The organism is Clostridium tyrobutyricum DSM 2637 = ATCC 25755 = JCM 11008 (assembly GCF_000359585.1).
Taxonomy (GTDB): domain Bacteria; phylum Bacillota; class Clostridia; order Clostridiales; family Clostridiaceae; genus Clostridium_B; species Clostridium_B tyrobutyricum.
Map to the genome: position 1 here is coordinate 172,005 of NZ_APMH01000001.1, position 21,576 is coordinate 193,580.

Annotated in this window: 18 protein-coding genes, 1 riboswitch and 1 other annotated feature; of the genes, 2 read left to right on the top strand and 16 right to left on the bottom strand. The window is 31.3% G+C overall.

Going from position 1 to position 21,576, the window contains the following annotated elements; genetic code table 11:
• Positions 1 to 30: 30 nt before the first annotated feature.
• The 4 genes from J418_RS0100855 to J418_RS0100870 form a co-directional block, all read right to left on the bottom strand.
• Positions 31 to 1,137: an amidase domain-containing protein gene (locus tag J418_RS0100855; RefSeq protein WP_017751071.1), complete on the bottom strand. Its 1,107-nt coding sequence runs from the start codon at positions 1,135 to 1,137 to the stop codon at positions 31 to 33.
• 98 nt (positions 1,138 to 1,235) lie between these two features.
• Positions 1,236 to 2,138, bottom strand: coding sequence for a M15 family metallopeptidase (locus J418_RS0100860; RefSeq protein WP_017894585.1), 903 nt, complete (start codon positions 2,136 to 2,138; stop codon positions 1,236 to 1,238).
• Between the two features lie 69 nt (positions 2,139 to 2,207).
• On the bottom strand, positions 2,208 to 4,250 hold the full coding sequence (locus tag J418_RS0100865) for a methyl-accepting chemotaxis protein (protein ID WP_017894586.1): 2,043 nt from the start codon (positions 4,248 to 4,250) through the stop codon (positions 2,208 to 2,210).
• A 119-nt stretch (positions 4,251 to 4,369) separates the two neighbouring features.
• Entirely contained in the window at positions 4,370 to 4,762 is a 393-nt protein-coding gene (locus tag J418_RS0100870; protein WP_017751068.1) for a helix-turn-helix domain-containing protein, read from the bottom strand.
• 166 nt (positions 4,763 to 4,928) lie between these two features.
• Between J418_RS0100870 and J418_RS15990 the strand changes: the two genes are divergently transcribed.
• Positions 4,929 to 5,087, top strand: a complete 159-nt coding sequence (locus J418_RS15990) for a Spo0E family sporulation regulatory protein-aspartic acid phosphatase (RefSeq protein ID WP_017751067.1) — start codon at positions 4,929 to 4,931, stop codon at positions 5,085 to 5,087.
• Positions 5,088 to 5,132: 45 nt separating this feature from the next.
• On the opposite strand, the gene J418_RS0100880 is transcribed toward J418_RS15990, so the two are convergent.
• Genes J418_RS0100880 through cysC form a run of 8 tightly spaced genes read right to left on the bottom strand, consistent with a single transcriptional unit; the run spans position 5,133 to position 13,076 of the window.
• Positions 5,133 to 6,965, bottom strand: a complete 1,833-nt coding sequence (locus J418_RS0100880) for a GTP-binding protein (RefSeq protein WP_017751066.1) — start codon at positions 6,963 to 6,965, stop codon at positions 5,133 to 5,135.
• A 59-nt stretch (positions 6,966 to 7,024) separates the two neighbouring features.
• The gene (gene cysD, locus J418_RS0100885) at positions 7,025 to 7,825 is read right to left on the bottom strand and encodes a sulfate adenylyltransferase subunit CysD (RefSeq protein ID WP_017751065.1); all 801 of its coding nucleotides are present in this window, start codon (positions 7,823 to 7,825) and stop codon (positions 7,025 to 7,027) included.
• A gap of 50 nt (positions 7,826 to 7,875) precedes the next feature.
• Entirely contained in the window at positions 7,876 to 8,595 is a 720-nt protein-coding gene (locus tag J418_RS0100890) for an ABC transporter permease (RefSeq protein WP_236901712.1), read from the bottom strand.
• Complete coding sequence (locus J418_RS0100895) at positions 8,585 to 9,424, bottom strand: ABC transporter ATP-binding protein (protein ID WP_017751063.1); 840 nt, start codon at positions 9,422 to 9,424, stop codon at positions 8,585 to 8,587. Before J418_RS0100895 ends, J418_RS0100890 begins: the two co-directional genes overlap by 11 nt.
• Positions 9,425 to 9,457: 33 nt before the next feature.
• The gene (locus tag J418_RS0100900) at positions 9,458 to 10,483 is read right to left on the bottom strand and encodes an aliphatic sulfonate ABC transporter substrate-binding protein (protein WP_017751062.1); all 1,026 of its coding nucleotides are present in this window, start codon (positions 10,481 to 10,483) and stop codon (positions 9,458 to 9,460) included.
• 11 nt (positions 10,484 to 10,494) lie between these two features.
• Positions 10,495 to 10,809 carry a 4Fe-4S dicluster domain-containing protein gene (locus J418_RS0100905; RefSeq protein WP_017894587.1) on the bottom strand — a complete coding sequence of 105 codons (315 nt, stop codon included), beginning with the start codon at positions 10,807 to 10,809 and terminating at the stop codon, positions 10,495 to 10,497.
• Entirely contained in the window at positions 10,793 to 12,481 is a 1,689-nt protein-coding gene (locus J418_RS0100910) for an adenylyl-sulfate reductase subunit alpha (RefSeq protein WP_017894588.1), read from the bottom strand. Before J418_RS0100910 ends, J418_RS0100905 begins: the two co-directional genes overlap by 17 nt.
• A gap of 4 nt (positions 12,482 to 12,485) precedes the next feature.
• Entirely contained in the window at positions 12,486 to 13,076 is a 591-nt protein-coding gene (cysC, locus tag J418_RS0100915) for an adenylyl-sulfate kinase (RefSeq protein WP_017894589.1), read from the bottom strand.
• A gap of 142 nt (positions 13,077 to 13,218) precedes the next feature.
• A riboswitch (SAM riboswitch) is annotated at positions 13,219 to 13,328 on the bottom strand.
• A 46-nt stretch (positions 13,329 to 13,374) separates the two neighbouring features.
• Positions 13,375 to 13,610: a binding site (T-box leader), on the bottom strand.
• A gap of 130 nt (positions 13,611 to 13,740) precedes the next feature.
• Here cysC and J418_RS0100920 point away from each other — a divergent pair.
• Positions 13,741 to 14,874 (top strand): NAD(P)/FAD-dependent oxidoreductase, encoded by a 1,134-nt coding sequence (locus J418_RS0100920; protein WP_017751058.1) that lies wholly within the window; start codon positions 13,741 to 13,743, stop codon positions 14,872 to 14,874.
• Positions 14,875 to 14,908: 34 nt separating this feature from the next.
• On the opposite strand, the gene carB is transcribed toward J418_RS0100920, so the two are convergent.
• The 4 genes from carB to J418_RS0100940 all read right to left on the bottom strand — a co-directional run bounded on the left by carB (position 14,909) and on the right by J418_RS0100940 (position 21,562).
• A complete protein-coding gene (gene carB / locus J418_RS0100925; RefSeq protein WP_017751057.1) occupies positions 14,909 to 18,097 on the bottom strand; it encodes a carbamoyl-phosphate synthase (glutamine-hydrolyzing) large subunit in 3,189 nt (1,062 codons plus the stop codon).
• Between the two features lie 18 nt (positions 18,098 to 18,115).
• Complete coding sequence (gene carA, locus J418_RS0100930; RefSeq protein ID WP_017751056.1) at positions 18,116 to 19,189, bottom strand: glutamine-hydrolyzing carbamoyl-phosphate synthase small subunit; 1,074 nt, start codon at positions 19,187 to 19,189, stop codon at positions 18,116 to 18,118.
• A 14-nt stretch (positions 19,190 to 19,203) separates the two neighbouring features.
• Positions 19,204 to 20,211 carry an ornithine carbamoyltransferase gene (gene argF, locus J418_RS0100935; RefSeq protein ID WP_017751055.1) on the bottom strand — a complete coding sequence of 336 codons (1,008 nt, stop codon included), beginning with the start codon at positions 20,209 to 20,211 and terminating at the stop codon, positions 19,204 to 19,206.
• 322 nt (positions 20,212 to 20,533) lie between these two features.
• Complete coding sequence (locus J418_RS0100940) at positions 20,534 to 21,562, bottom strand: DUF362 domain-containing protein (protein ID WP_017751054.1); 1,029 nt, start codon at positions 21,560 to 21,562, stop codon at positions 20,534 to 20,536.
• Positions 21,563 to 21,576: the final 14 nt, after the last annotated feature.

Consider the following 21,576-nt stretch of genomic DNA (forward strand, 5'->3'; position numbering starts at 1 on the left):
AGTCTGAATTTTTATCTGTATTAATATTTATTAATAGTGAACTCTTATAATCCAAAACTTTATATTTTTATCATTCCATCCCAAATCCCAGGGAACCTTATCCCTATCTGTATTATGGCATGTCACCAAAGCATATCCCTTTGAATCCAGACCTGTTACTGTAGATATATGCATTATGTCGCCTTTCTTTTCGTAAGCTACGAAATCTCCTGGTAAAAGTTCATAAGAATCCTTATAAACTTTTTCATAACTTCCGTGAGCTACTACTGAAGCTCTTCCGCTGTATATCATGTAATCTTTAAAACCGTCTGCATTTAGCCATGATCGCGTAGCTCCCTTTTTATCATAGCTCCATGTATGGTTTTTTCTAAACCTTCCACCTTCAAAAAGTATTTGGGATGCAAAATTTGCACAATCTCCTCCTTGTGAATTATAATTTCTATATTTTTTATTATATGTGTATCCAAATTTTTCTTCAGAAGCCAAGCCACAATATCTGTCTGCATACTCAATTGCTCTTTTTCTTCTATCGCTAATATTTGAAATATCTTTAGCAGTATGGGAAAGTATAAATTTTTTTATGGAATCTACCTTCAAATTGTTTATTTTAAGTGAATCTGCGAAAGGATCCTTATACCATTCCTTTGTAATAATCCACTTATCATTTCTTTTTACAATATTTAATATATGGGAAGTTCCTATTCTAAATACAGTTATATCCTTAGGAGTATCTACATATGAATATCTATATTGTGTGGAACAGATTAAATTCACAGATAATTTATTATCGCCTTTTTCTCGAATTTTCTTGACAACAACTTTAGGTGTTATATCTATAAACTTTATACTCTGCTTTCCAGCCCAATTTTTAATATACTTCATCTTCTTTTCCTCATATTCATAAGCCCAAGTCCCATATTTTGTGTTTTTATCGTATATATTTTCTACCAGTTTGATATTTCCATCTAGTATTGCCTTGTTTCTATCACTAAATATCTTTTGAATCGAACTTTGGATTTCATCTTTATTATATGTTTCTTCAGCTTTAACTTTAAATACAGATATGTTCATAAACAAAATTACAATAATAATTATATTTATAAAATTTAAATTTATTTTTCCCTGATAACATTTCATAGCAATCCCTGCCTTAATAATTATAAATTTAATTGCTATAAATATTGTTACCAGTTAAAAACAAATACATTCAGTTAATTGTATCCAAAGTTTGAAATTTAGTTTAATCCATTATTAATTCTGTTAATATATCCTTTAACTATGTTATTATCATATGGAGCTCCATCATACCATTTATTCAAGCTGTTTTTCCTACTTCCATAATATTTTGATTTTAGAACTATTTCAGGCCTGTATTCAAAATGTAATATATCAAAATGGCTCCATTTTCCTCCCCATACAAAATTATTTTTTTCAAAAACATCTACAATCTCTTTAGGATATGATTTGATTCTACTAGTTCCTTCTTTTTCAGTAGTCCACTTCCAATAATCTCTCCTATCCCTTGCCAAATCTATGGCTATAGCAAATGAATGAGGACTTTTTAAATTGGTACCAGAAATATTTCTATAATTATAAGTACCACTATATGGAAATAATGCAGTGGCAATATTTCCACTATTTTTAGATATAGATACTAATTCCTTAATAGCATTTTCAAGACAATCTGATGCCTTGTTATTTTTATTGAATTGCAGATTTCTATATACCAAATTTGTTATAACAAGATTTTTTTCTATTTCATTTCTAGAACCCCCATATACTTCTTCCAAAAGAGGATAAACTCTAAATCTTCCCGGATCGGAATCTTTGTCCATAACCTTGTCAATACTGCCAAGTGGATAGAATTGTTCCATCATATCCTGAATATCTGTATTGAATAATTTTTCATCAAAGCTTTTTTCTCTTTTGTCATCATACAATATCTTTCTTCCAGACTTCATTATGATGTATACATATCCATTATCATCTTTTATTACATTTTTAACATATTCAGGGTATGCCATCATAATACACAATAGATCCTGTTTCATCTTGACAGTATAGTCTTTAGACTCCTCTGCCTTAACTGAATTAGTTAATATAAAAATTACTAAAAGTATAAGTATTATTTTTTTCATGGTTTCACCACCTTATATGATTTATAATTATTTTTTACCATCCTTATAATACTTATACTTTAAATAAAATTATAAATGAAATTTATTTATAACTTCATGTAGGGAATCAACACTTTTTTTATTATCAATAGCACTGGAATTAATATTGTCAATTTTTTCAGATATACTATTGGTTTTTTGAGATATATTCTGCATTCCTCCTGCACTTTCAGTTATAGTCTGTGCCATTTCTGTTGTAGATTTTGCTATTCCTTCAATAGATGCATTTAATTCTTCAGAGACCGCACTAAAATCCATCATGAAATTATTTATAGTTAATGAATCTTTATTATATTGATCTGCTATTTCTGCCATTTTTACATAATCCTTTGAAATTGCAGTTTCTAAAAAATCAAGAGCGTTATTTGAGCTGTGAACTAATTTGCCTACTGCACTTTCTACCAAATTAACTATATTTTTTATATTGTTTGCAGTTTTACCTGACTCCTGTGCCAATTTTTTAACTTCATCTGCAACTACAGTAAATCCTTTTCCTGCTTCTCCTGCTCTTGCAGCTTCTATAGATGCATTTAATGCCAAAAGATCTGTCTGTTTAGTTATATCTATTATTGATTCAGTGAGTTCATTTATTTTACTTACAGCCTTACTGTCTTCAATTGCAGTTTCCAACTGAGCTTTTACACTTCTATATATATTATTAGCATTGTCTTGAGACTGATTTGATGACTTTTTAAATTCCTCTGCTCTTTCAGCAATATCCTCTGAAACACCAGAGCCTTTTTCTGTCTTATTTGCCATATCATTAACTGCACTTGACATTTCTGAGGAAGATGATGATATTTCCTGAGCCGCAGCTGAATTTTCCTCTATACCTGCTGATATATTTTCAGCCTCACTAGAAGTATCACTTATATACGTTTTTAATTCCTCTGTAAGATTTTCTAAAAAAATTGCATTTTTATTTACCTTATCAGATATACTTAGTAACTGCCCCACTGAATTTCTCAGTGTAGATCGCATTGAAACTATCGCTTTATATATAATTCCTATTTCATCTTTGGATTTTTCCAAATAATCGTATTGATTGTTCTTATTTAAATTGTTTAAATTTAATTTTGCGGTACTGTTTACAATATCAGTTATATCCTGTATAGGATCAATTATTTTCTTGGATAAAAGTATACCTGCAAAAATAGCGATTACTGCAACTATAATCATTATAATTATAATCATTATAGTAACTTTTCTAGCTCCTGAAAGTATTGCACTTTTATCAGCAGTAACCATAAATATCCAATTTACATTTGGTACTAAATTTAAATAACTTAATTTTTGCTTACCTTGATATTTATAGCTTATATAATTTGAATCTATAGTTTTACGATTTTGAATTTGTTTAGACAAGCTTTTAAGCGAGTCATTCTGCAAAGGTTTACCTATTTTGCTGACATCAGGATAAAATACTATATTGCCGCTTTCATCCACAAGACAAGCATAACTTCCCTTTGTGTTGGATATTGTTATATTCTTAAATGATTCTGAAAAACTCTTAGCAAAAACTGCAGATGCTGTATATCCGTATATTTTACCTTGCATCTTTATTGGACTTGCAAATATTATTATTTGCTGAGCCGTGGATTTTGATGTCATTGTTTCACTAATAGTATCTTGTCCTTTTAATGCTTTCGTATTATAGGCTCTATCTGATATATTCTTATTTATTAAATTAGAATCACTATCAGCTATTATAGTACCTGACTTATCTACAATAAATGCATGTTCCAGGTTTCCCTGCTGTTTTACATAATTGCTTAATTCAGCACTAGATTGTTTCACTGCATTTTTATATTCTGGCGACCCATAAGATCCACTGCGCAATTGTAAAAGATCTATTACAGATTTTTTATTTGACATGCCATCCATCTTAACTTTTTCTTTGTCTATCATATGATTTAAAGTTATGATATAGCTTGATGTTAAGGATTTCATTTCAGCTCTACTTACATCATAAAGTTTAGTAGATGTTTGATGGTATACTACAATAGAAGAAACTATCATAGTAATTAAAATAAGCATTCCAATTAAAAGTGGTACTTTTCTTTTTATACTCAAATTATTACCTCCCCAAGGTTAATTTATATATCTATATATTATATAAATCGTACATTTATTTTAAAACTTAGCCTATATATATAAAAAGTGGAGAAAATATTCCCCTCTCCATACTTTTTTTACTTTATATAAGGTATAATAAGCTTTACCATTCTTTCTATTAAATCCAATTCCTTTTTAGAACATTTACTTAATAAAAAATTTAATCTGCTTATCTTATCATCAATTTCTGACAATTCTATATACTTTGACGAATTTTCTTTTATATAATCTTGACTATTAATACCTTTACCATATATTAAATAATCGGTAGTTACGTGAAGAGAATCAGCTATCTTTACTAATGTAGGAAGACTCATCTGCCTTTCTCCTCTCTCCAACTGTCCTATGTAAAGTACTGATAAATTGACAATTTCAGCAAACTTTTCTCTTGTAAGTTCTAATTTTTCTCTTTCCCTGCGAAGTCTATTTCCTATTTCCTTATTGTGAATATCGTCCAATTTATCTATCAATTCGTGTTCACTCCTGACTTTAACTATTAATATAACTTTATACATAACAGTCGATTTCATAAATAAGCTGTTAGCAATTTTTATTTATTTGCAAATAGCATATTTATCATGTAAAATTAATAGATACAAAACTATTCTGCGAAATGATTCATATGGAGTGTTTTAAATGGATGATACCAATTTGGATAAATTAAGAGACCTTTTGCATTTACTAATTTCATCAAATGCAGATTATAATACTATTTTGCGGGTAAGCCAAAAATTAGATAAGATCATACTAAAATTCATGTATGAAAATTCAAGAGAAAACAGTACAGAAAAATAGATAGCTATAATAGAATTATAGCTATCTATAAAAAGTAAAATTCAATTAATATCCCAATATATTTATTATGTCCTTGACTTTTACATCAGAATTAAATTCTGCATTATCTACATACAATGTGATAACTGGATATTCAGATCTTTCGTATTCAAATATCGAATCACTATCTTCACTAAATACTGAAGGATTTCTCTTCCTACATACGCCTTCTTCAGCATCTATCAATATTTCAATATAATTTTCTTTTCCGATTATATTTTCTGCATATTCCCTGTCTTCTTTAAATCTGCTGACAGATGTAACTATTGTTATAATACCACTATCTGCAAATAAGTTGGCAACTTCCGCAATTCTCCTGGTCTGTTCATGGGCATCTTCAGGGGTAAATGCAAGATCTGCACTTAGACCAAATCTTAAATGGGATGAATCAAGGTAATACACCTTTTTTCCAAGATCCATAAGTCTTTTTTCCAGTTTTACCGCTATCTCATTTTTTCCACATCCAGGCAATCCAGTAAGCCATATAACTCTTCCTTTCTGTCCTAAACTGTCTTCTCTGTCTTTTCTTGATACTAATCTTTTTCTTATAGATATATTTTTACTTTTTACTTCACCTATTTTTCTTTTAAGTGAATCCTCTACTGCAGAAATAATTCCACCACCGCTAATATCATAACCATCTACTATTACAAATCTTCCAGTGGATTGAAGTTCACTGAATTTATCAAAACAAATTGGTTCTTTAGTCTTTATAGTTACTTCTGCTACATCATTTTTCTTTATATAATTGCGATCATCACTATTGTCAAGTGTAGCTGCATCTATTATCTTGTTTATTGATATTATATTGAATTCAGCTTCCTGGGTTTCAATTTTCAATTTATATGTTTTATCCTTTATAAGATTATTGTCTCCAAGCCAAAATACATTGGCATTAAATATATTTCCCACAGTTATAGGAGCATTCCTGTGGCATATAAATTCTCCTCTTTTATTGTAGAACTCATCTTCTACAGTAATTCCCACAGACATTCCTGGAGTTACTACATCTCTTTTGTCTTTATCCTGCCATGCTTCAATGGATTTTACTTTTGTAGTTTTGCCTGAGGGATAAATTACAATTTCATCTCCCTTTTTGAGAGTTCCTGATTCAATTCTTCCAGCTATGATCCTTCTGCTGTCAAACTTGTATACATCTTGAATTGGAAACCTTAGTTCCTTTTCTTCAATACCTTTGTCTTTCTCCACACTATCCATGCTTTGTAAAATATTTTCCCCATTATACCATGGCATATTTTCTGATTTATTAGCTACATTATCACCATTGGCAGCTGAAATAGGTATATATCTTTCTGGATATATATTTATATTGTTTAGAAATTTATTGAATTCTTTCTGCACTTGATTGAATCTTTTCTCTGAATAATCTACCAAATCCATTTTATTTATAGCTACAAATACTTTCTTTATTCCAAGAAGTGACAATATGTAACCATGTCTTTTTGACTGCTCCTGAACTCCTTCTTTAGCATCTATAACCAAAATTGCCGCTTCTGCACTAGCTGCTCCAGATATCATGTTCTTTAAAAACTCTTTATGACCTGGTGCATCTATAATTACATAATCTCTTTTTTTAGTAAAGAATTGAAGCATGGTTATATCTATAGTTATACCTTGTTTTTGTTCCTCTTCAAAGGCATCCAGAAGATATGCATATTCAAATTTTTTACCATTTTCTTCTGATATCCTCTTTACTTTTTCTATTTCACCTTCAGGTATTGATTTTGTATCGTAAAGTAATCTTCCTATTAAAGTAGATTTACCATGGTCTACATGTCCAACAACTACTATATTCAAATTCTCTCTATCTTTCGCCATTTGATCTAAATCCTTTCTATCTATAAATTGTGAACCGCCAATTGTACATTGTAAATTGTCTACATATATCCTTCTTTTCTCAATTTTTCAAGAGCATGAGCATCAGCTTTATCCTGAGCTCTTCCAGATCTTTCAGTTTCATTTGTATTTTTAAGTTCCTCAATTATTTCATCTACTGTAGATGCATTTGAATCTATAGGATTAGTACATGGACCACATCCAAGACTTCTATATCTCTTTCCATTTTTCGCAAAATACAAATCTACTACCGGAATATTTTCTCTCTTTATATATTCCCAAATATCAAGTTCAGTCCAGCTTATAATTGGATGTACCCTTATATGATTTCCTTTCTTGAAATCAGTTTTGAATTGATCCCATAACTCTGGAGGCTGATCTGTATAATCCCATTTGGATTCAGCATTTCTTTCACTAAATACCCTCTCTTTAGAACGTGATCCCTCTTCATCTCTTCTTATACCTACTATGAGTCCTTCAAACTTATACTGGTCGACTACCTGTTGTAAACCATCAGTTTTAAGAGCTTTACAACAAACAAGTCTTCCTTTCTCAGGTCCCATTCCCTCTTTTAATGCCTTAGTGTTTGTATGAACTATAAGATTTAAATTATACTTCTTAGCTACATTATCCCTGAATTCTATCATCTTTGGCATTTTAAAGGTTGTATCAACATGTATAAGTGGAAATGGGCAATTTCCAAAAAATGCTTTTTGTGCCAACCAGAGCATTACTGTAGAATCTTTTCCTATTGACCACAGCATTCCAAGTTTTCCAAGTTTTTTATATGCCTCCCTAAAAATATAAATACTTTCAGCTTCTAATCTGTCTAAATGATCCATTTATATATTCCTCCTTGTATACTAAAAATCATCTAAAATATATATAAACTTTAAGATCTTCTATCTAATCCACATTTATATCTTACATTTTTCTCTAATTTTTCAAATATAAATTTATCAAATAGCAATCCCAAAATTAATATTACAATCATAACCGCCATAACCTGACTTATATCTGCTATATTCCTTCCAACCATAAGAACCTGGCCTAATCCTTGTGTAGCAGACAACATTTCACCTGACATAAGTGCTCGCCATGCAAAAGACCATCCCTGTTTCATTCCTGTTATAACTGCAGGCATTGCTGCTGGAATTACAACATTTAAATATAATTTCCATCCTTTAGCTCCCATAGTTCTGGCAGCTTTCATATAAAGTGGATTCACATTTTTTATACCTGATTCGGTAGCTATTGCTATAGCAAATGTAGAACCAATAGTAATAACAAAAAGTATGGCTTTTTCATTTAATCCACACCATAATATTGCAAATGGAAGCCAGCATAAACTAGGAAGTGTCTGCATTCCAAGTATCAATGAACTAAAGTTTTCATCAATATATTTATATCTAACTATAAGCAAGCCTATAGCTACTCCTATAACCAATGATATAAAATAACCTATTACCAATCTTCTCAAGCTAACAACAATTGCTATACCAAGTGTATTATTACTAATGAGTGTAATAAGAGTTTTGGCTACAGCTATTGGCGAAGGAAATGTATATGGCTTCCATATCTTAAATATGTCCACATTTAATTTATATACCATTTCCCATATTATTATCAGGATTATGTAAAAGGCCACTCTCTTCAATACTCCAATCACTGTCATATTCCGATCTTGCAACTTTTTCCACCTCCTCTTTAAGATCTTTCATTACTTCCGCTACTACATAAGATAGATCTATATTTTCAATTGTTCTTGGTCTTGCCAGTTTTATACTAAATTCTCTCTTTATCTTACCGGGATTTGCAGCCATAACAACGACCCTGTCAGCTAAAAGTACGGCTTCTTCAACGTTATGGGTTACAAACACTATGGTTTTTTTCGTCTGCATCCATACTTTTTGAAGTTGCAATTGAAGTATACTTTTAGTCTGGCTGTCAAGTGCTGAAAATGGTTCATCCATCAAGAGAACCTTTGAATCCAAAGTCAATGCTCTTGCAAGAGCAACTCTCTGTCTCATACCACCTGACAATTCATGAATATATGAATTTTTAAATTTCGTCAAATGCACCATTCTAAGATATTTCATGGCTTTATCTCTTCTCTCTTCTTTTGGTACGCCTGCTATTTTCATTCCAAACTCCACATTGTCTATCACTTTAAGCCATGGAAAAAGTGCCGAATCTTGAAACATCATAGCTCTATCCACACCTACATTTTTTATCTCATTGCTATCTAGAAAAACTTTGCCGGAAGTAGGTTGTTCAAGCCCTGCTATTATATTCAAAAGTGTTGACTTTCCACATCCGGAAGGCCCTAAAAGGCATATGAATTCTCCATCTTTAAAAGATATATTTATATTATCCAATATTAAACTTTTCTTCGTCTTTGTAGTAAATCTTTTACTTACACCCTCTATAGTTAATGACAACTATATCCCTCCTTTTACATAAACATGAATATATTATTCAATTTGCTTCAAGCCCTCTTCTTTTAGTACTTTATTTAAGGGTTTAAGATTAACAAGATTCTTTGTATCTGGTTTTTTCTGTAAAAATCCAGCATAAATCGAAAGATCTACCATTTGATTTACAATATCTTTTTCTGGATCGTTAGTAATTCTTATTCTACTAAAAGAAGAATCCATTACACTTTTTGGGAAAGATTTTTGGGTTAAACTATAAATCTGCTTATTTACCAAATCTTCTGCATCAGCAGTATTATTCTGTATATACTGGGTGAGTTGTACATGGGTTTTTAAAAATTTTTCCACCAATTCAGGATGATCTTCTAGAAATTCTTTTCTAACAAGTACAACTGTTACAGGATAATTTCCCTCTTTCCAAACTTCATTATAATCAAGGACAACTTTAGCTCCAACTTCTTTTTCCAATATTGACCCCCAAGGTTCAGGTACAAGTGCTGCATCTATCTGCTCTGTAACCATTAAAGATTTAATAGCTGAATTGTCAGACTGCACTATTTCTACATTTCCACCTTTTGTCTTGTCTTTCAATCCATATTTTTTAAGTATATTTCTAAGTGAAAGATCCTGTGTATTTCCAAACTCAGGTACCGCTATTCTTTTATTGGCAAGCTGTTTCAGACTTTTTATATTTACATCTTTCCTCGAGACCAATATGGATCCAGCATCTGCAGCTCCTGAAATAATTTGTACATCTCCACTAGATGCCGTATATCCATTTATAGCAGGACTCGGTCCTATATATCCTATATCTATTGACCCTGATAGAAATGCTTCTATCTCAGAAGATCCGGCATTAAATTGATGCCAATTAACTTTAACATCTTTACCAAAAGACTTTTCAAAACTTTTATTTTGTTTCCCAATCAAAGCCTGGGAGTGAGTTATATTAGGGAAGAATCCTATATTTACTGTTTTAGATTCTGACTTTTCATTACTACAACCTGAAAATACAATTAAAATTAACATAGTCAATAAACCAGCTGTAATATTTTTTATCTTCATTTAATCCCCCATTAATATTTATTTGATTCTTTTCTATTAGTATTAACCACAACTTTTGTACCATTTTTATCTACTATATTCCATTTCAATTCATCTGAATTCTGACTAGTATATAAATAAGCTCCATTTCCACCTATATCAGCACCAAGATAATAGTGAATTGCCCCAAATTCACATTCTTTAACACATGCAGTACATCCCCAACAATCTTTTTCATATTTTATATAAGCTTGCCTACTTTTATTGCTGTATATTAAACTTCCTGGACAGACTTTAATACATTTAAAACATCCAATGCACTTGTCAACGTCAATTCTTATGCTCATATACAACATCCTTCCTTACTATATCCCTAAATATAATATTTACTTTTCCATATTTGTAAACTGAATTTACATACTTAAACCAGTTTTCATCATCTCTTTCAGGAAAATCAGCATTATCTTCGTAACACTTCCATCGTGTTTCATGTCTTGCATTTAAATGTGCTATAAGAACTTTGCACACATACAATCTGTCAATTAATTCATATATAAATAAAAGTTCATGACAATCCCTGGCGCTTAAATAATTACTTATCTCAAGTAATTCATCTATCCTCTTTTCAGCCATTTTTAATTTTTTTATACTGTAACTGTAATTTTGAGATATCCCTCCAGCGTATTCATCCATGGTTTTTTGCATAGACTCTTCTAGCTGTTCTGTACTGTAAAGGCTCTCCTTATTTTCAAAGAATCTATTAACTTCATTCAATTTAATTTTTATATTCTCTTGATCTAGATAATCGGTTGCTACATCTTTTATATATTCCAATGCTGAATCTGCAGCTATTTCACCTTCTGCAAAACACCCTGTAGCATATTTTTTAGGACTTCCTCCATTTACATCTCCAGCTGAATACAGACCTTTTAAAGTTGTGGCCCTCTCAGTATCTACCCAGTATCCACTAGCAGTATGTCCACCTACTATATATGGCTCAGTACCTTCAATTTCCACATTCTCTATTGACGGCATTCTTTCATTGTCTATCCATTTAAGAGCTTGACTTGGAGCCATATTCAAATAGGCTTTAACCAAATCACTTTCTACCATTTTGGTAATATGTCTGGTCTTTAAAAAACATGGTCCTTTTCCATTTTTATTTTCAGAAACTGTAGCGTAAAGCCTATTTATAGTAGTTGGTTTTCCATACTTAGTGACATATTCTTCTCCACTCCCATTTATCTGAACAGCTCCAACTCCCTGTGCTATAGTACCTGTAGGAGCTATTGTGTCTTTACACCTTAGAGCAATAAATCTCATCTCAAAAGTAGTCATTTCAGCCCCTGCCCTTATACCCATGGCATACCCTGCTCCAGTATTAAAAGGGGAATACCACATTTTATGCCTTGAAAATCCAGAATTATTAGGCTTGTATATTCCTGCCGCTCCACCAGTCGTACATATAACAGCTTTTGCGTATATCACCAAAAACTTATTTTCATATGTTGAAAATCCATAAGCTCCTATAATCCTATTATCCTTATGTATATAATCTATAATATTTACTCCATTTAATACTTCTATGTTCTCCCTTTTCTCAACAGCCGACGCAATTATAGGCTTTATATTTTCACCATTTATCTTTATGCTGCGCTTTCCCCTTTTGACGTATTTTCCATTTGTGTCTTTTAAAATTGGAAGTCCCATTTTCTCTATTTCCTCAGTTACACTGTTCAATTTTTTAGCTACCGTATATACTAAATCTTCTCTTATAACTCCATTAAATTCTCTCTTTACATAGTCTAAAAATGATTCAGGCGTTTCACCTTCATTTATATAAGCATTTAATGCATTTATTCCTGCGGCAAGGCATCCACTTCTCTTTATATTTGCCTTTTCAGCAATTATTATTTTTATATCACCATGTTTTGCCGCCCTTAGTGCTGCAAAGCATCCAGCTGTACCTCCACCAATTACTAAAATATCTGCTGATAATACATGAGGTTTTAATTTCATTTGATCACTTCCCCTCTTCTGACAAATACTTAATTATTTCATCAGCACATTCTTCTACACTGTTTAAATGTGTTGATACAATTATTTCAGGTTTATCAGGTTTTTCATAAGGAGAATCAATTCCCGTAAAGTTTTTTATTTCACCTTTTCTGGCCTTTTTATATATTCCCTTCGGATCTCTCTTTTCACAAACCTCAATTGGACAATCCACATAAACTTCTATAAAATCTTTTCCCATTAAATCCCTAATTCTGTTTCTGTCTTCTTTAAATGGGGATACAAAACTAGCAATGGTTATAAGTCCTGCATCTACAAATAATTTGCAGACCTCACCTATCCTTCTTATATTTTCACTTCTGTCTTCTTTTGTAAATCCAAGATTTGAATTAAGTCCATATCTTACATTGTCACCGTCTAAAAGATATGTAAGCTTGCCTATTTCATAAAGTTTAGATTCTAAACATGAAGCTACAGTAGATTTTCCCGAACCCGAAAGCCCTGTAAACCAGATAAGAGCTCCTTTCTGATTTAATAATTTTTCTCTTCTATTTCTATCTATATTCATCTTATGCCAGACTATATTAGTTGACTCCATATCTAAAGATTTCCTCCCCCTAATAGTTTATTAAAGTACAGTTATGCAGTAACAAATCAAAAATGATAGAAAAATAAAACCGCTTTCCTAGCTGATAAGAAAACGGATTATTGTTTAAAAAACAATTTTACCTATAATTATTTTCTTATCTTTCAGAAATATCATTCCGTAGGAATTAACACCGATACATCAAATGAAAATGCCGGTTGTCGGGCTTCATAGGGCCAGTCCCTCCACCTCTCTTGATAAGTAAGTTAAAAAACATGTGGATAATATAAAAAAAGTGCTTACACCTCTTTACAGAGGCAGAAGTACTCTTCCACGGTTCCACTCTGTTTATTGCATAAAAAATGCACTATGCAATAACTCATATATCAACGTTTTAACGGTCGTACCCGCATAAACCTACTAATAATTTCAATTTAAGAACTCCTAAGCGCAATTTTCTATTATTTCATCATAAGATCTCTTCCAGCACACAAGATCTCTCTCTTGAAAAATTCATAATATACTTATCTCAGTCATAGTATTTTCTTCTTTAATTTTGAATTTATTATACTTTTTTAAAGTTATTTTGTCAAGGAATAATTCAAAATACTTTACCAAAAACATTTTTTATGATAAAACTAAATTATATTATATTCGAAACACTGGAGGTAATTTTATGAAAAATTTTGATGTGGTAATTATTGGTGGAGGGCCTTCCGGTTCATCTTTAGGATATATGTTACTTACTTCTGGAGTTTCAGTTTGTATTATAGAAAAAAAGAGTTTCCCTCGTTTTAAATTATGTGGAGGATTGTTAACAGAAAAAACTGTTGAGATTATTGAAGATATTTATAATGAACCTTTTCGAAATTTCAACCAAAAAACATCTGACGTGGCAGTCTATATGGATTCATCAAAAATCATAGATACTGACACAAAATCAACTTTTTATTTAGTAGAAAGAATGGACTTTGACAAATACTTGATAGATAAATATAAAAAATCAGGTGGCACTCTGATGGAAAAATCTTATATTCATAAAATTGATATGAATACACGGTTTATTGAAACCAACAATAACGAAAAAATAAATTTCAAAATATTGGTTGGCGCCGATGGAGCAAACAGCAGGACAAGAAAATTAATAAACAGTAAATACAGACCCAATGGATTTTGTATTGAATCTACTTTCCAAAATACCAGATTAAAAAACAAAATAAATTTATTTTTTAATTTAAATAATTCGGGGTATACCTGGATTTTTCCAAAGGGAAATTCTTGTACTGTAGGCATTGGCGAACCTCTAGCTAAAAATCAAAATATTGTAGAGCAATTTGATGAATTTATTTCTGATAATGTTCCCTATAGTCTTTCAAGTAAAAAAGGGGCTTTTATCCCATATGGAAAATATGTAAAAACTCCTGCTAAAAATAACATATTACTTTTAGGTGATGCTGCAGGACTTGTAGATCCAATAACTGGTGAGGGAATTTATTTTGCACTTAAATCTGCTCAACTGGCAAAAGACTCCATTATGTGTACAAAGCATAACAACTATATGGACACTGATATTGTATACAATCAAAAAATAAAGATAATACATAAAAAAATTGAAGATGGAAATTTTCTAAATAAGATAGTCTTCAATAGAAAATTATCAAAGAGGGCCATTTTTAAATTGCTGAGAGGTAAATCTGATTTATTCTCTTACATATGTAAAAATATAATTTCAAATTATAATACAAGCTATAGATATTTTGCAATTAAATATCTGCTGGGCAAAAACAAAAATGACACTCACATTAAATAAACACAGTGAGTGTCATTATATTTAATCTAAAAGCTTATTTAATATACTCTTCCATTGATCTATAATCTATATTTTCATTGTTTTGTACTATTTTAACAGATGATGTATAAATATCCGCAGTATTCAAACATGTAAATATAATTACATCATGTGCAAGAGCAGTGTGTCTTAATTCAAATCCAGGTGTACCACTCTCATATCCTACGGTAGCAGTATTTATTACTATGTCAAGTTTCTTTTGTTTAAGTGCATGTATTGCATCACTTATGCTCAATGCTGTACATTTTATTCCATTGTTGCTCAAAAATTTATAGGTACCTTCAGAGGCAAAAATGCTAAATCCTAAATTTTGATATTTTGTTGCAACATAAACTGCCTCTTTTTTATCTACATCATTTACTGAAATATATACACTTCCACTTTTATATATTTCAATTCCCGATGCCCTGAATGCTTTATATACAGCCTTGTCTTTATCAAAATCCACTCCAAGAACTTCTCCTGTGGATTTCATTTCAGGTCCTAATGCAATATCAACTCCCGGCAATTTTTTATTCGAAAATACCGGCATTTTAACTGCAATCATTTTATTGTATTTATACATATCCTGCTTGTATCCAAAATCCTTTATATTGCCTCCAAGCATAATATCTACTGCAATCTTTATCATAGGTATATCTGTAACCTTGCTTAAAATAGGAACTGTCCTAGAAGCTCTGGGATTTACTTCAATTACATATACTTTTTCACCGTCAAAAGCATATTGAACATTTAAAAGACCCTTTACATTCAATGCTTTTGCAATTTTAGAAGTATATTCTTCTATTTTCCCAAGTACATTTTCACGAAGATCAAATGTAGGATAAATAGCTATACTATCCCCAGAGTGAACTCCAGCTTTTTCCACATGTTCCATTATACCAGGAATTATAAGATCTTTTCCGTCTGATATTGCATCAACTTCAATTTCTTTTCCTGTTATATATTTATCTACAAGTACAGGGTAATCTTTAGATAAATTTACCGCCTCTTTAAGATATTTAGAAAGTTCACGGTCATTGTACACAACTTTCATGGCTCTTCCACCTATTACATAAGAAGGTCTTACAATAACAGGATATCCAATCTTCCCCACAAGTTCGTCTGCTTCTTCAAGACTTGTTACAGAACCTCCTATAGGTGAATTTATATTTAATTTTTCAAGAAGTACTCTAAACTTTTCCCTATCTTCTGCCAAATCTATTGATTGGAAAGAGGTACCTAAAAGATTTATACCTCTATCATCTAGTTTTTTTGCCAGATTAAGAGCTGTCTGTCCTCCAAACTGAACTATAACTCCATCAACTTCCTCTTCATTTATTACATTCATTACATCGTCTATATAAAGTGGATCAAAATACAATTTGTCAGAAGTATCAAAATCCGTACTTACAGTTTCAGGATTGTTGTTTATTATAATAGCTTCTTTTCCTGCATCTTTTATGGCCCACACACCATTTACACAACAATAATCAAATTCTATTCCCTGTCCAATTCTAATAGGGCCAGAACCTATTACCAGTATTTTTTCATTGTTGGAAACTACATTATCACTTTCAAGATCATAACATGAATAATAGTATGATGTCTTCGCCTCAAACTCACCACTGCATGTATCCACCATTTTATATACAGATTTTATACCATTTATTTCACGCATTTTTTTCAGATCTTCCAGTTTCATACCAATCAACTTACATATGTATTCATCTGTAAATCCCATAATTTCAGCCTGATGTATAGTATCTACATTTGGAACATTTTCTATAAGTTTATTTTCCATATCTACTATATTACTTATACCAAATAGAAACCATCTATCTATCTTGGTGATTCCATGAATTTCATCTATACTCATACCTTTTCTAAAAGCCTCAGCAATGGCAAATAGTCTCTCATCATCCTGCAGCTTTATTTTATCTAATATTTCATTTATACTCATATCATTGAATTTATCCAATTTAAGACCTATTATTTTGCCTTCCAAACTTATAACTGCCTTTAAAAGAGCGCTTTCAAAGTTTCTATCTATCGACATAACTTCTCCAGTAGCTTTCATCTGAGTCTTTAACTTTCTATCTGCCTTTTTAAATTTATCAAAAGGCCATTTTGGTATTTTAACTACGCAATAATCAAGAGCCGGTTCAAATAATGCGCTTGAATTTCCAGTTACATAGTTTTTAAGTTCATCCAATGAATAACCAATTGCTATTTTGGCAGCAATTTTAGCTATAGGATATCCTGCAGCCTTGGATGCAAGTGCACTTGATCTACTAACTCTTGGATTTACTTCTATAACTCTGTAATTATTACTATTAGGATCCAATGCAAATTGTATATTACATCCGCCCTCTATTTTAAGATCACTTATAATTTTTATGGCTGACCTTCTAAGCATCTGATATTCTCTGTCTGTAAGTGTTTGAGAGGGTGCAACTACTATGCTGTCACCTGTGTGTATTCCAACAGGATCGATATTTTCCATATTACAAACTATCATGCAATTGTCCTTTTTATCTCTCATTATTTCATATTCAAGTTCTTTCCACCCAGAAAGACTTTCTTCAAGTAAAATCTGTGTTATAGGACTTGCATCAAGTCCATTTTCACATATTTCCATATATTCTTCATAGTTGTGTGCAATACCCCCACCAGTTCCACCTAAAGTATAAGCTGGTCTTATAATTATAGGAAGGTTTACTTTGTTTAAAAATTTCTTGCATTGTTCTAAATTCGTGGCAATTGTTCCTACAGCTATAGGCTCATCTATAGCTTCCATTAAATTCTTAAAACTCTCTCTATCCTCAGCATTTTTTATTGATTCAACTTTTATACCCAATAATTCTACGTTATATTTATCAAGCACGCCAAGCTTGTCTAAATCCATGGCCAGATTCAACGCTGTCTGTCCTCCGAACCCTGCTAAAATGCCGTCTGGTCTTTCCCTTTCAAGTATCTTCTCTACAGATTCAACTGTCAATGGTTCTATATACGTTTTATCTGCAATATTTTTATCAGTCATTATAGTTGCCGGATTACTATTTATAAGTATAGTCTCTATTCCTTCACTTCTAATGGCTTCACAAGCCTGTGTCCCCGAATAGTCAAATTCCGCAGCTTGACCTATTATTATAGGTCCTGATCCTATAATCAAAACCTTTTTCAAGCTCTTTCTTAATGGCATTTTATCACTTCTCCTTGTTTACTTTACTAAAGTCATAGATTTTAAAAATTTATCAAATAGATAAGATGATTCAGTTGGTCCCGGTGAACCTTCAGGATGGAATTGGACTGAAAATATTGGCAAGGTTTTATGTCTTATTCCTTCTACAGTATTGTCATTTAAATTTACATGGGTCACCACAATTTCATTCTTGTCCAAGCTACTTTCTCTAACTGCATAGCCATGATTTTGGGAGGTTATAAAACCTTTTTGAATATCTTTATCATAAACTCCATGATTTCCACCTCTATGTCCGAATTTCATTTTGTATGTGTCTCCACCTAGTGCAAGACACATTAATTGATGTCCAAGACATATTCCAAAAGTCGGAACTCCGCTTTCTATTATCTTCTTAATAGTTGGAATAATATTTTCTAATTCTTTAGGATCTCCGGGTCCATTTGCAATTAATATTCCCTCAGGACTTATACTCATTATCTTGTCATAAGAAGTATTATAAGGAAAAACAGTTATATCGCATTTTTTTCTATCAATTAAATTATTTATTATGTTTTTCTTTGCTCCAAAATCAAGAACTGCAACTCTTGGGCCATTTCCTGCAATATGCTTTATTGTTTTTATACTTACCTTGTCAACAAGATTCTTGTATTCGTAGGATTTGAGTATATTTTTTATTTGGTAAATAGATTCATTTTCACTGCATATTACACATTTCATAGTTCCATGAGATCTTATTTTTTTAGTTATACTTCTAGTATCAACCCCACTTATGCCAACAATTTCATTTTTCAAGAGGAAGTTTTCAAAGCTATCTTCACTTAAATAATGAGATGTATTGTTATATCTATTCTTGACTATTATTCCCTTTGCCTGAATTTTTTCTGATTGGCTTACAGAATAGTCAATTCCATAATTTCCTATATGGGGATAACACATATTTATAATCTGACCTGCATAAGATGGATCAGTAAGTATTTCCTGATAACCTGTCATTGAAGTATTAAAAACAAGCTCTCCAACAGCAATACCCTGTTTTCCTATAGAACTGCCCATAAATACGGTTCCATCTTCCAAATACAAAATAGAATTCATAATATACCTTCTTTCTAAATATCCTGATTACCTAAAGTTGCTACCATAACTGCCTTTATAGTATGAAGTCTGTTTTCTGCTTCATCAAATACTATAGAATTTTCACTTTCAAATACCTCATCTGTCACCTCAAGGGCTTCAAGTCCAAGTTTATCATGTATTTTTCTAGCTATACTAGTATCTAAATTGTGGAAGGAAGGTAGACAGTGCATAAACTTAACTTCATTGTTATTACAAAGATCTATTAATTGTTTATTTACCTGATATGGAATAAGTATATCTATTCTATCCTTCCATAGTTCTTCTTTTTCTCCCATCGAAAGCCACACATCAGTGTATACAATATCTGCTCCATTAACATTTTCACTTATATTATCACTAACAGTTATGCTTCCGCCAGATATTTCAGTATACTTTTTACACTGTTCAACTAAATTATTGTCAGGGAAAAGTGATTTAGGAGTAATTATCTTAAAATTCATACCTACTTTTGATGCACCTATCATAAGTGCATTTGCCACATTATTTCTTCCATCACCTATATATACGAAATTCATTTCATTAAATGGTTTGTTTACATATTCTTTGGCAGTGAGAAAATCAGCCAGAACCTGTGTTGGGTGATCCTCATCTGTGAGTCCGTTCCAAACAGGCAGTTTAGAATATTCAGCTAATATTTCAACATTTCTCTGTGAAAATCCCCTATACTCTATACCATCGAACATTCTTCCCAATACTCTAGCTGAATCCTTTAATGATTCCCCACTTCCTATATGACTTTCTGAAGAATTTATGTAAGTTACATTTGCTCCCATGTCATGAGCACTTACTTCAAAAGAGCATCTTGTTCTCAGTGATTCTTTTTCAAATATTAGTGCAATGTTTTTATTTTCAAGTCTTTTTTTCTGATTGCCATTTCGTTTCTCTATTTTTAATCTCTTAGATAAGTCTAAAAGATATTCTATCTCTTCCATTGTAAAATCTTTTAAAGTTAAAAAACTTTTTCCTTTTAAGTCTATCATAATATTTTCCTCCAACATCATACTTCATATTTTATTTTCTCAGCATCATCGTATTATAATTATACATTTATATTAATAAAAATTCAATATGTTTTTATAATTTTTTATATGCTCCTAGTATTGATTATACTATAATTTATAGGAGTATATAGCTCTGTTTTATAGTATTTTACAAATAATATTTACGTATATTAATTAGTATATTTTATAAAATATATACAATAAAAAAGAGATAGGATTTTATTGACTCCTTGTCTCTCAAGCAATATTATACATTATGTATTATGAAACAATGACTGTATATTTATTCGTACTATTTTTACTACAAATTAACCAAATCATAATTTTTACTTCCAAGTCCTATCTTTTCGCCGTATGTAAGAGTTCTTATTCCTCTCCAAAAAAGTAATTTTACGTCCGGTCTCAATTTATCTAAACAAGCTTTGTCAATAGCTATGGGGTCTGTAGATGCAAATATGCCTATGTCTCCGTTTATGGGAATCATAGGATGTCCTTCACAATCGCATCCAGCTGTAATATCAAGTGCAAAAGACACATAAATATTATTTTTATCTTTTGCAGCAGCCAATGCATATTCAGCCAATCTTTCATTAAATGACATGGAAAAAGTTTGAAACCAATTGCTGGTAATTGCATTATGTGGACAAACTGCCTGGCAGGAAGAACATCCTATACATATGTCTTTATCAATTTTAGCCCATTTTTTTATTGTTATGGCATCTACTGGACAATGGGTCCTGCAAACACCGCAAGTTCTACACATAAATGGTATAATTATAGGTTTTGAATTAGCATGCTGATCCAATTTACCTCCCCTTGCGGCACACCCCATGGCCAACTGTTTTACGGCTCCACCAAATCCTGCAAGAATATGTCCTTTAAAGTGACTTAAAACTATAAGCTGATTTACGTCTGCAATTTTTTTTGCTATCTTGCATTTTTTAAAATGTTTTTTATTTATAATTACATTTTTAAAATCTTCTCCATTTTCTCCATCTGCTATTACAATTGGTATTCGTGTAAAACCATGCTCTTTTCCAGTCTTAACATGAGCTTCTCTTGTCATTCTCTGACCTCTGTAAAGTACATTTGTCTCTATGAAAGAACTATTTATTTTTTTCTCTTCCATGTAATCTATTATACTATTAAAATTTTCAGGTTTAATATAGGTTCTATTGCCCTTTTCTCCCATATGAACTTTAAGTGGTATAAATTTTTCCAAAGATATATTTTCTTCTTCTATCAATTTAGTCAACACTTCTCGTGAGGCTCCATTAACTACTTCAACTCCTGAATGGGATTTTACTGGTTTAAAATAAACTCTTGGCAATCAATTCACCTTCT

Coding starts and splice junctions, on each gene's coding strand:
- J418_RS0100910 (WP_017894588.1), bottom strand. CDS start 12,481: ATGAAATTAAAACCTCATGTATTATCAGCAGATATTTTAGTAATTGGT.
- J418_RS0100920 (WP_017751058.1), top strand. CDS start 13,741: ATGAAAAATTTTGATGTGGTAATTATTGGTGGAGGGCCTTCCGGTTCA.
- cysD (WP_017751065.1), bottom strand. CDS start 7,825: ATGGATCATTTAGACAGATTAGAAGCTGAAAGTATTTATATTTTTAGG.
- carB (WP_017751057.1), bottom strand. CDS start 18,097: ATGCCATTAAGAAAGAGCTTGAAAAAGGTTTTGATTATAGGATCAGGA.
- J418_RS0100905 (WP_017894587.1), bottom strand. CDS start 10,809: ATGAGCATAAGAATTGACGTTGACAAGTGCATTGGATGTTTTAAATGT.
- J418_RS0100890 (WP_236901712.1), bottom strand. CDS start 8,595: ATGGTATATAAATTAAATGTGGACATATTTAAGATATGGAAGCCATAT.
- cysC (WP_017894589.1), bottom strand. CDS start 13,076: ATGGAGTCAACTAATATAGTCTGGCATAAGATGAATATAGATAGAAAT.
- J418_RS0100860 (WP_017894585.1), bottom strand. CDS start 2,138: ATGAAAAAAATAATACTTATACTTTTAGTAATTTTTATATTAACTAAT.
- carA (WP_017751056.1), bottom strand. CDS start 19,189: ATGAATTCTATTTTGTATTTGGAAGATGGAACCGTATTTATGGGCAGT.
- J418_RS0100880 (WP_017751066.1), bottom strand. CDS start 6,965: ATGGCGAAAGATAGAGAGAATTTGAATATAGTAGTTGTTGGACATGTA.
- J418_RS0100855 (WP_017751071.1), bottom strand. CDS start 1,137: ATGAAATGTTATCAGGGAAAAATAAATTTAAATTTTATAAATATAATT.
- argF (WP_017751055.1), bottom strand. CDS start 20,211: ATGATAGACTTAAAAGGAAAAAGTTTTTTAACTTTAAAAGATTTTACA.
- J418_RS0100900 (WP_017751062.1), bottom strand. CDS start 10,483: ATGAAGATAAAAAATATTACAGCTGGTTTATTGACTATGTTAATTTTA.
- J418_RS15990 (WP_017751067.1), top strand. CDS start 4,929: ATGGATGATACCAATTTGGATAAATTAAGAGACCTTTTGCATTTACTA.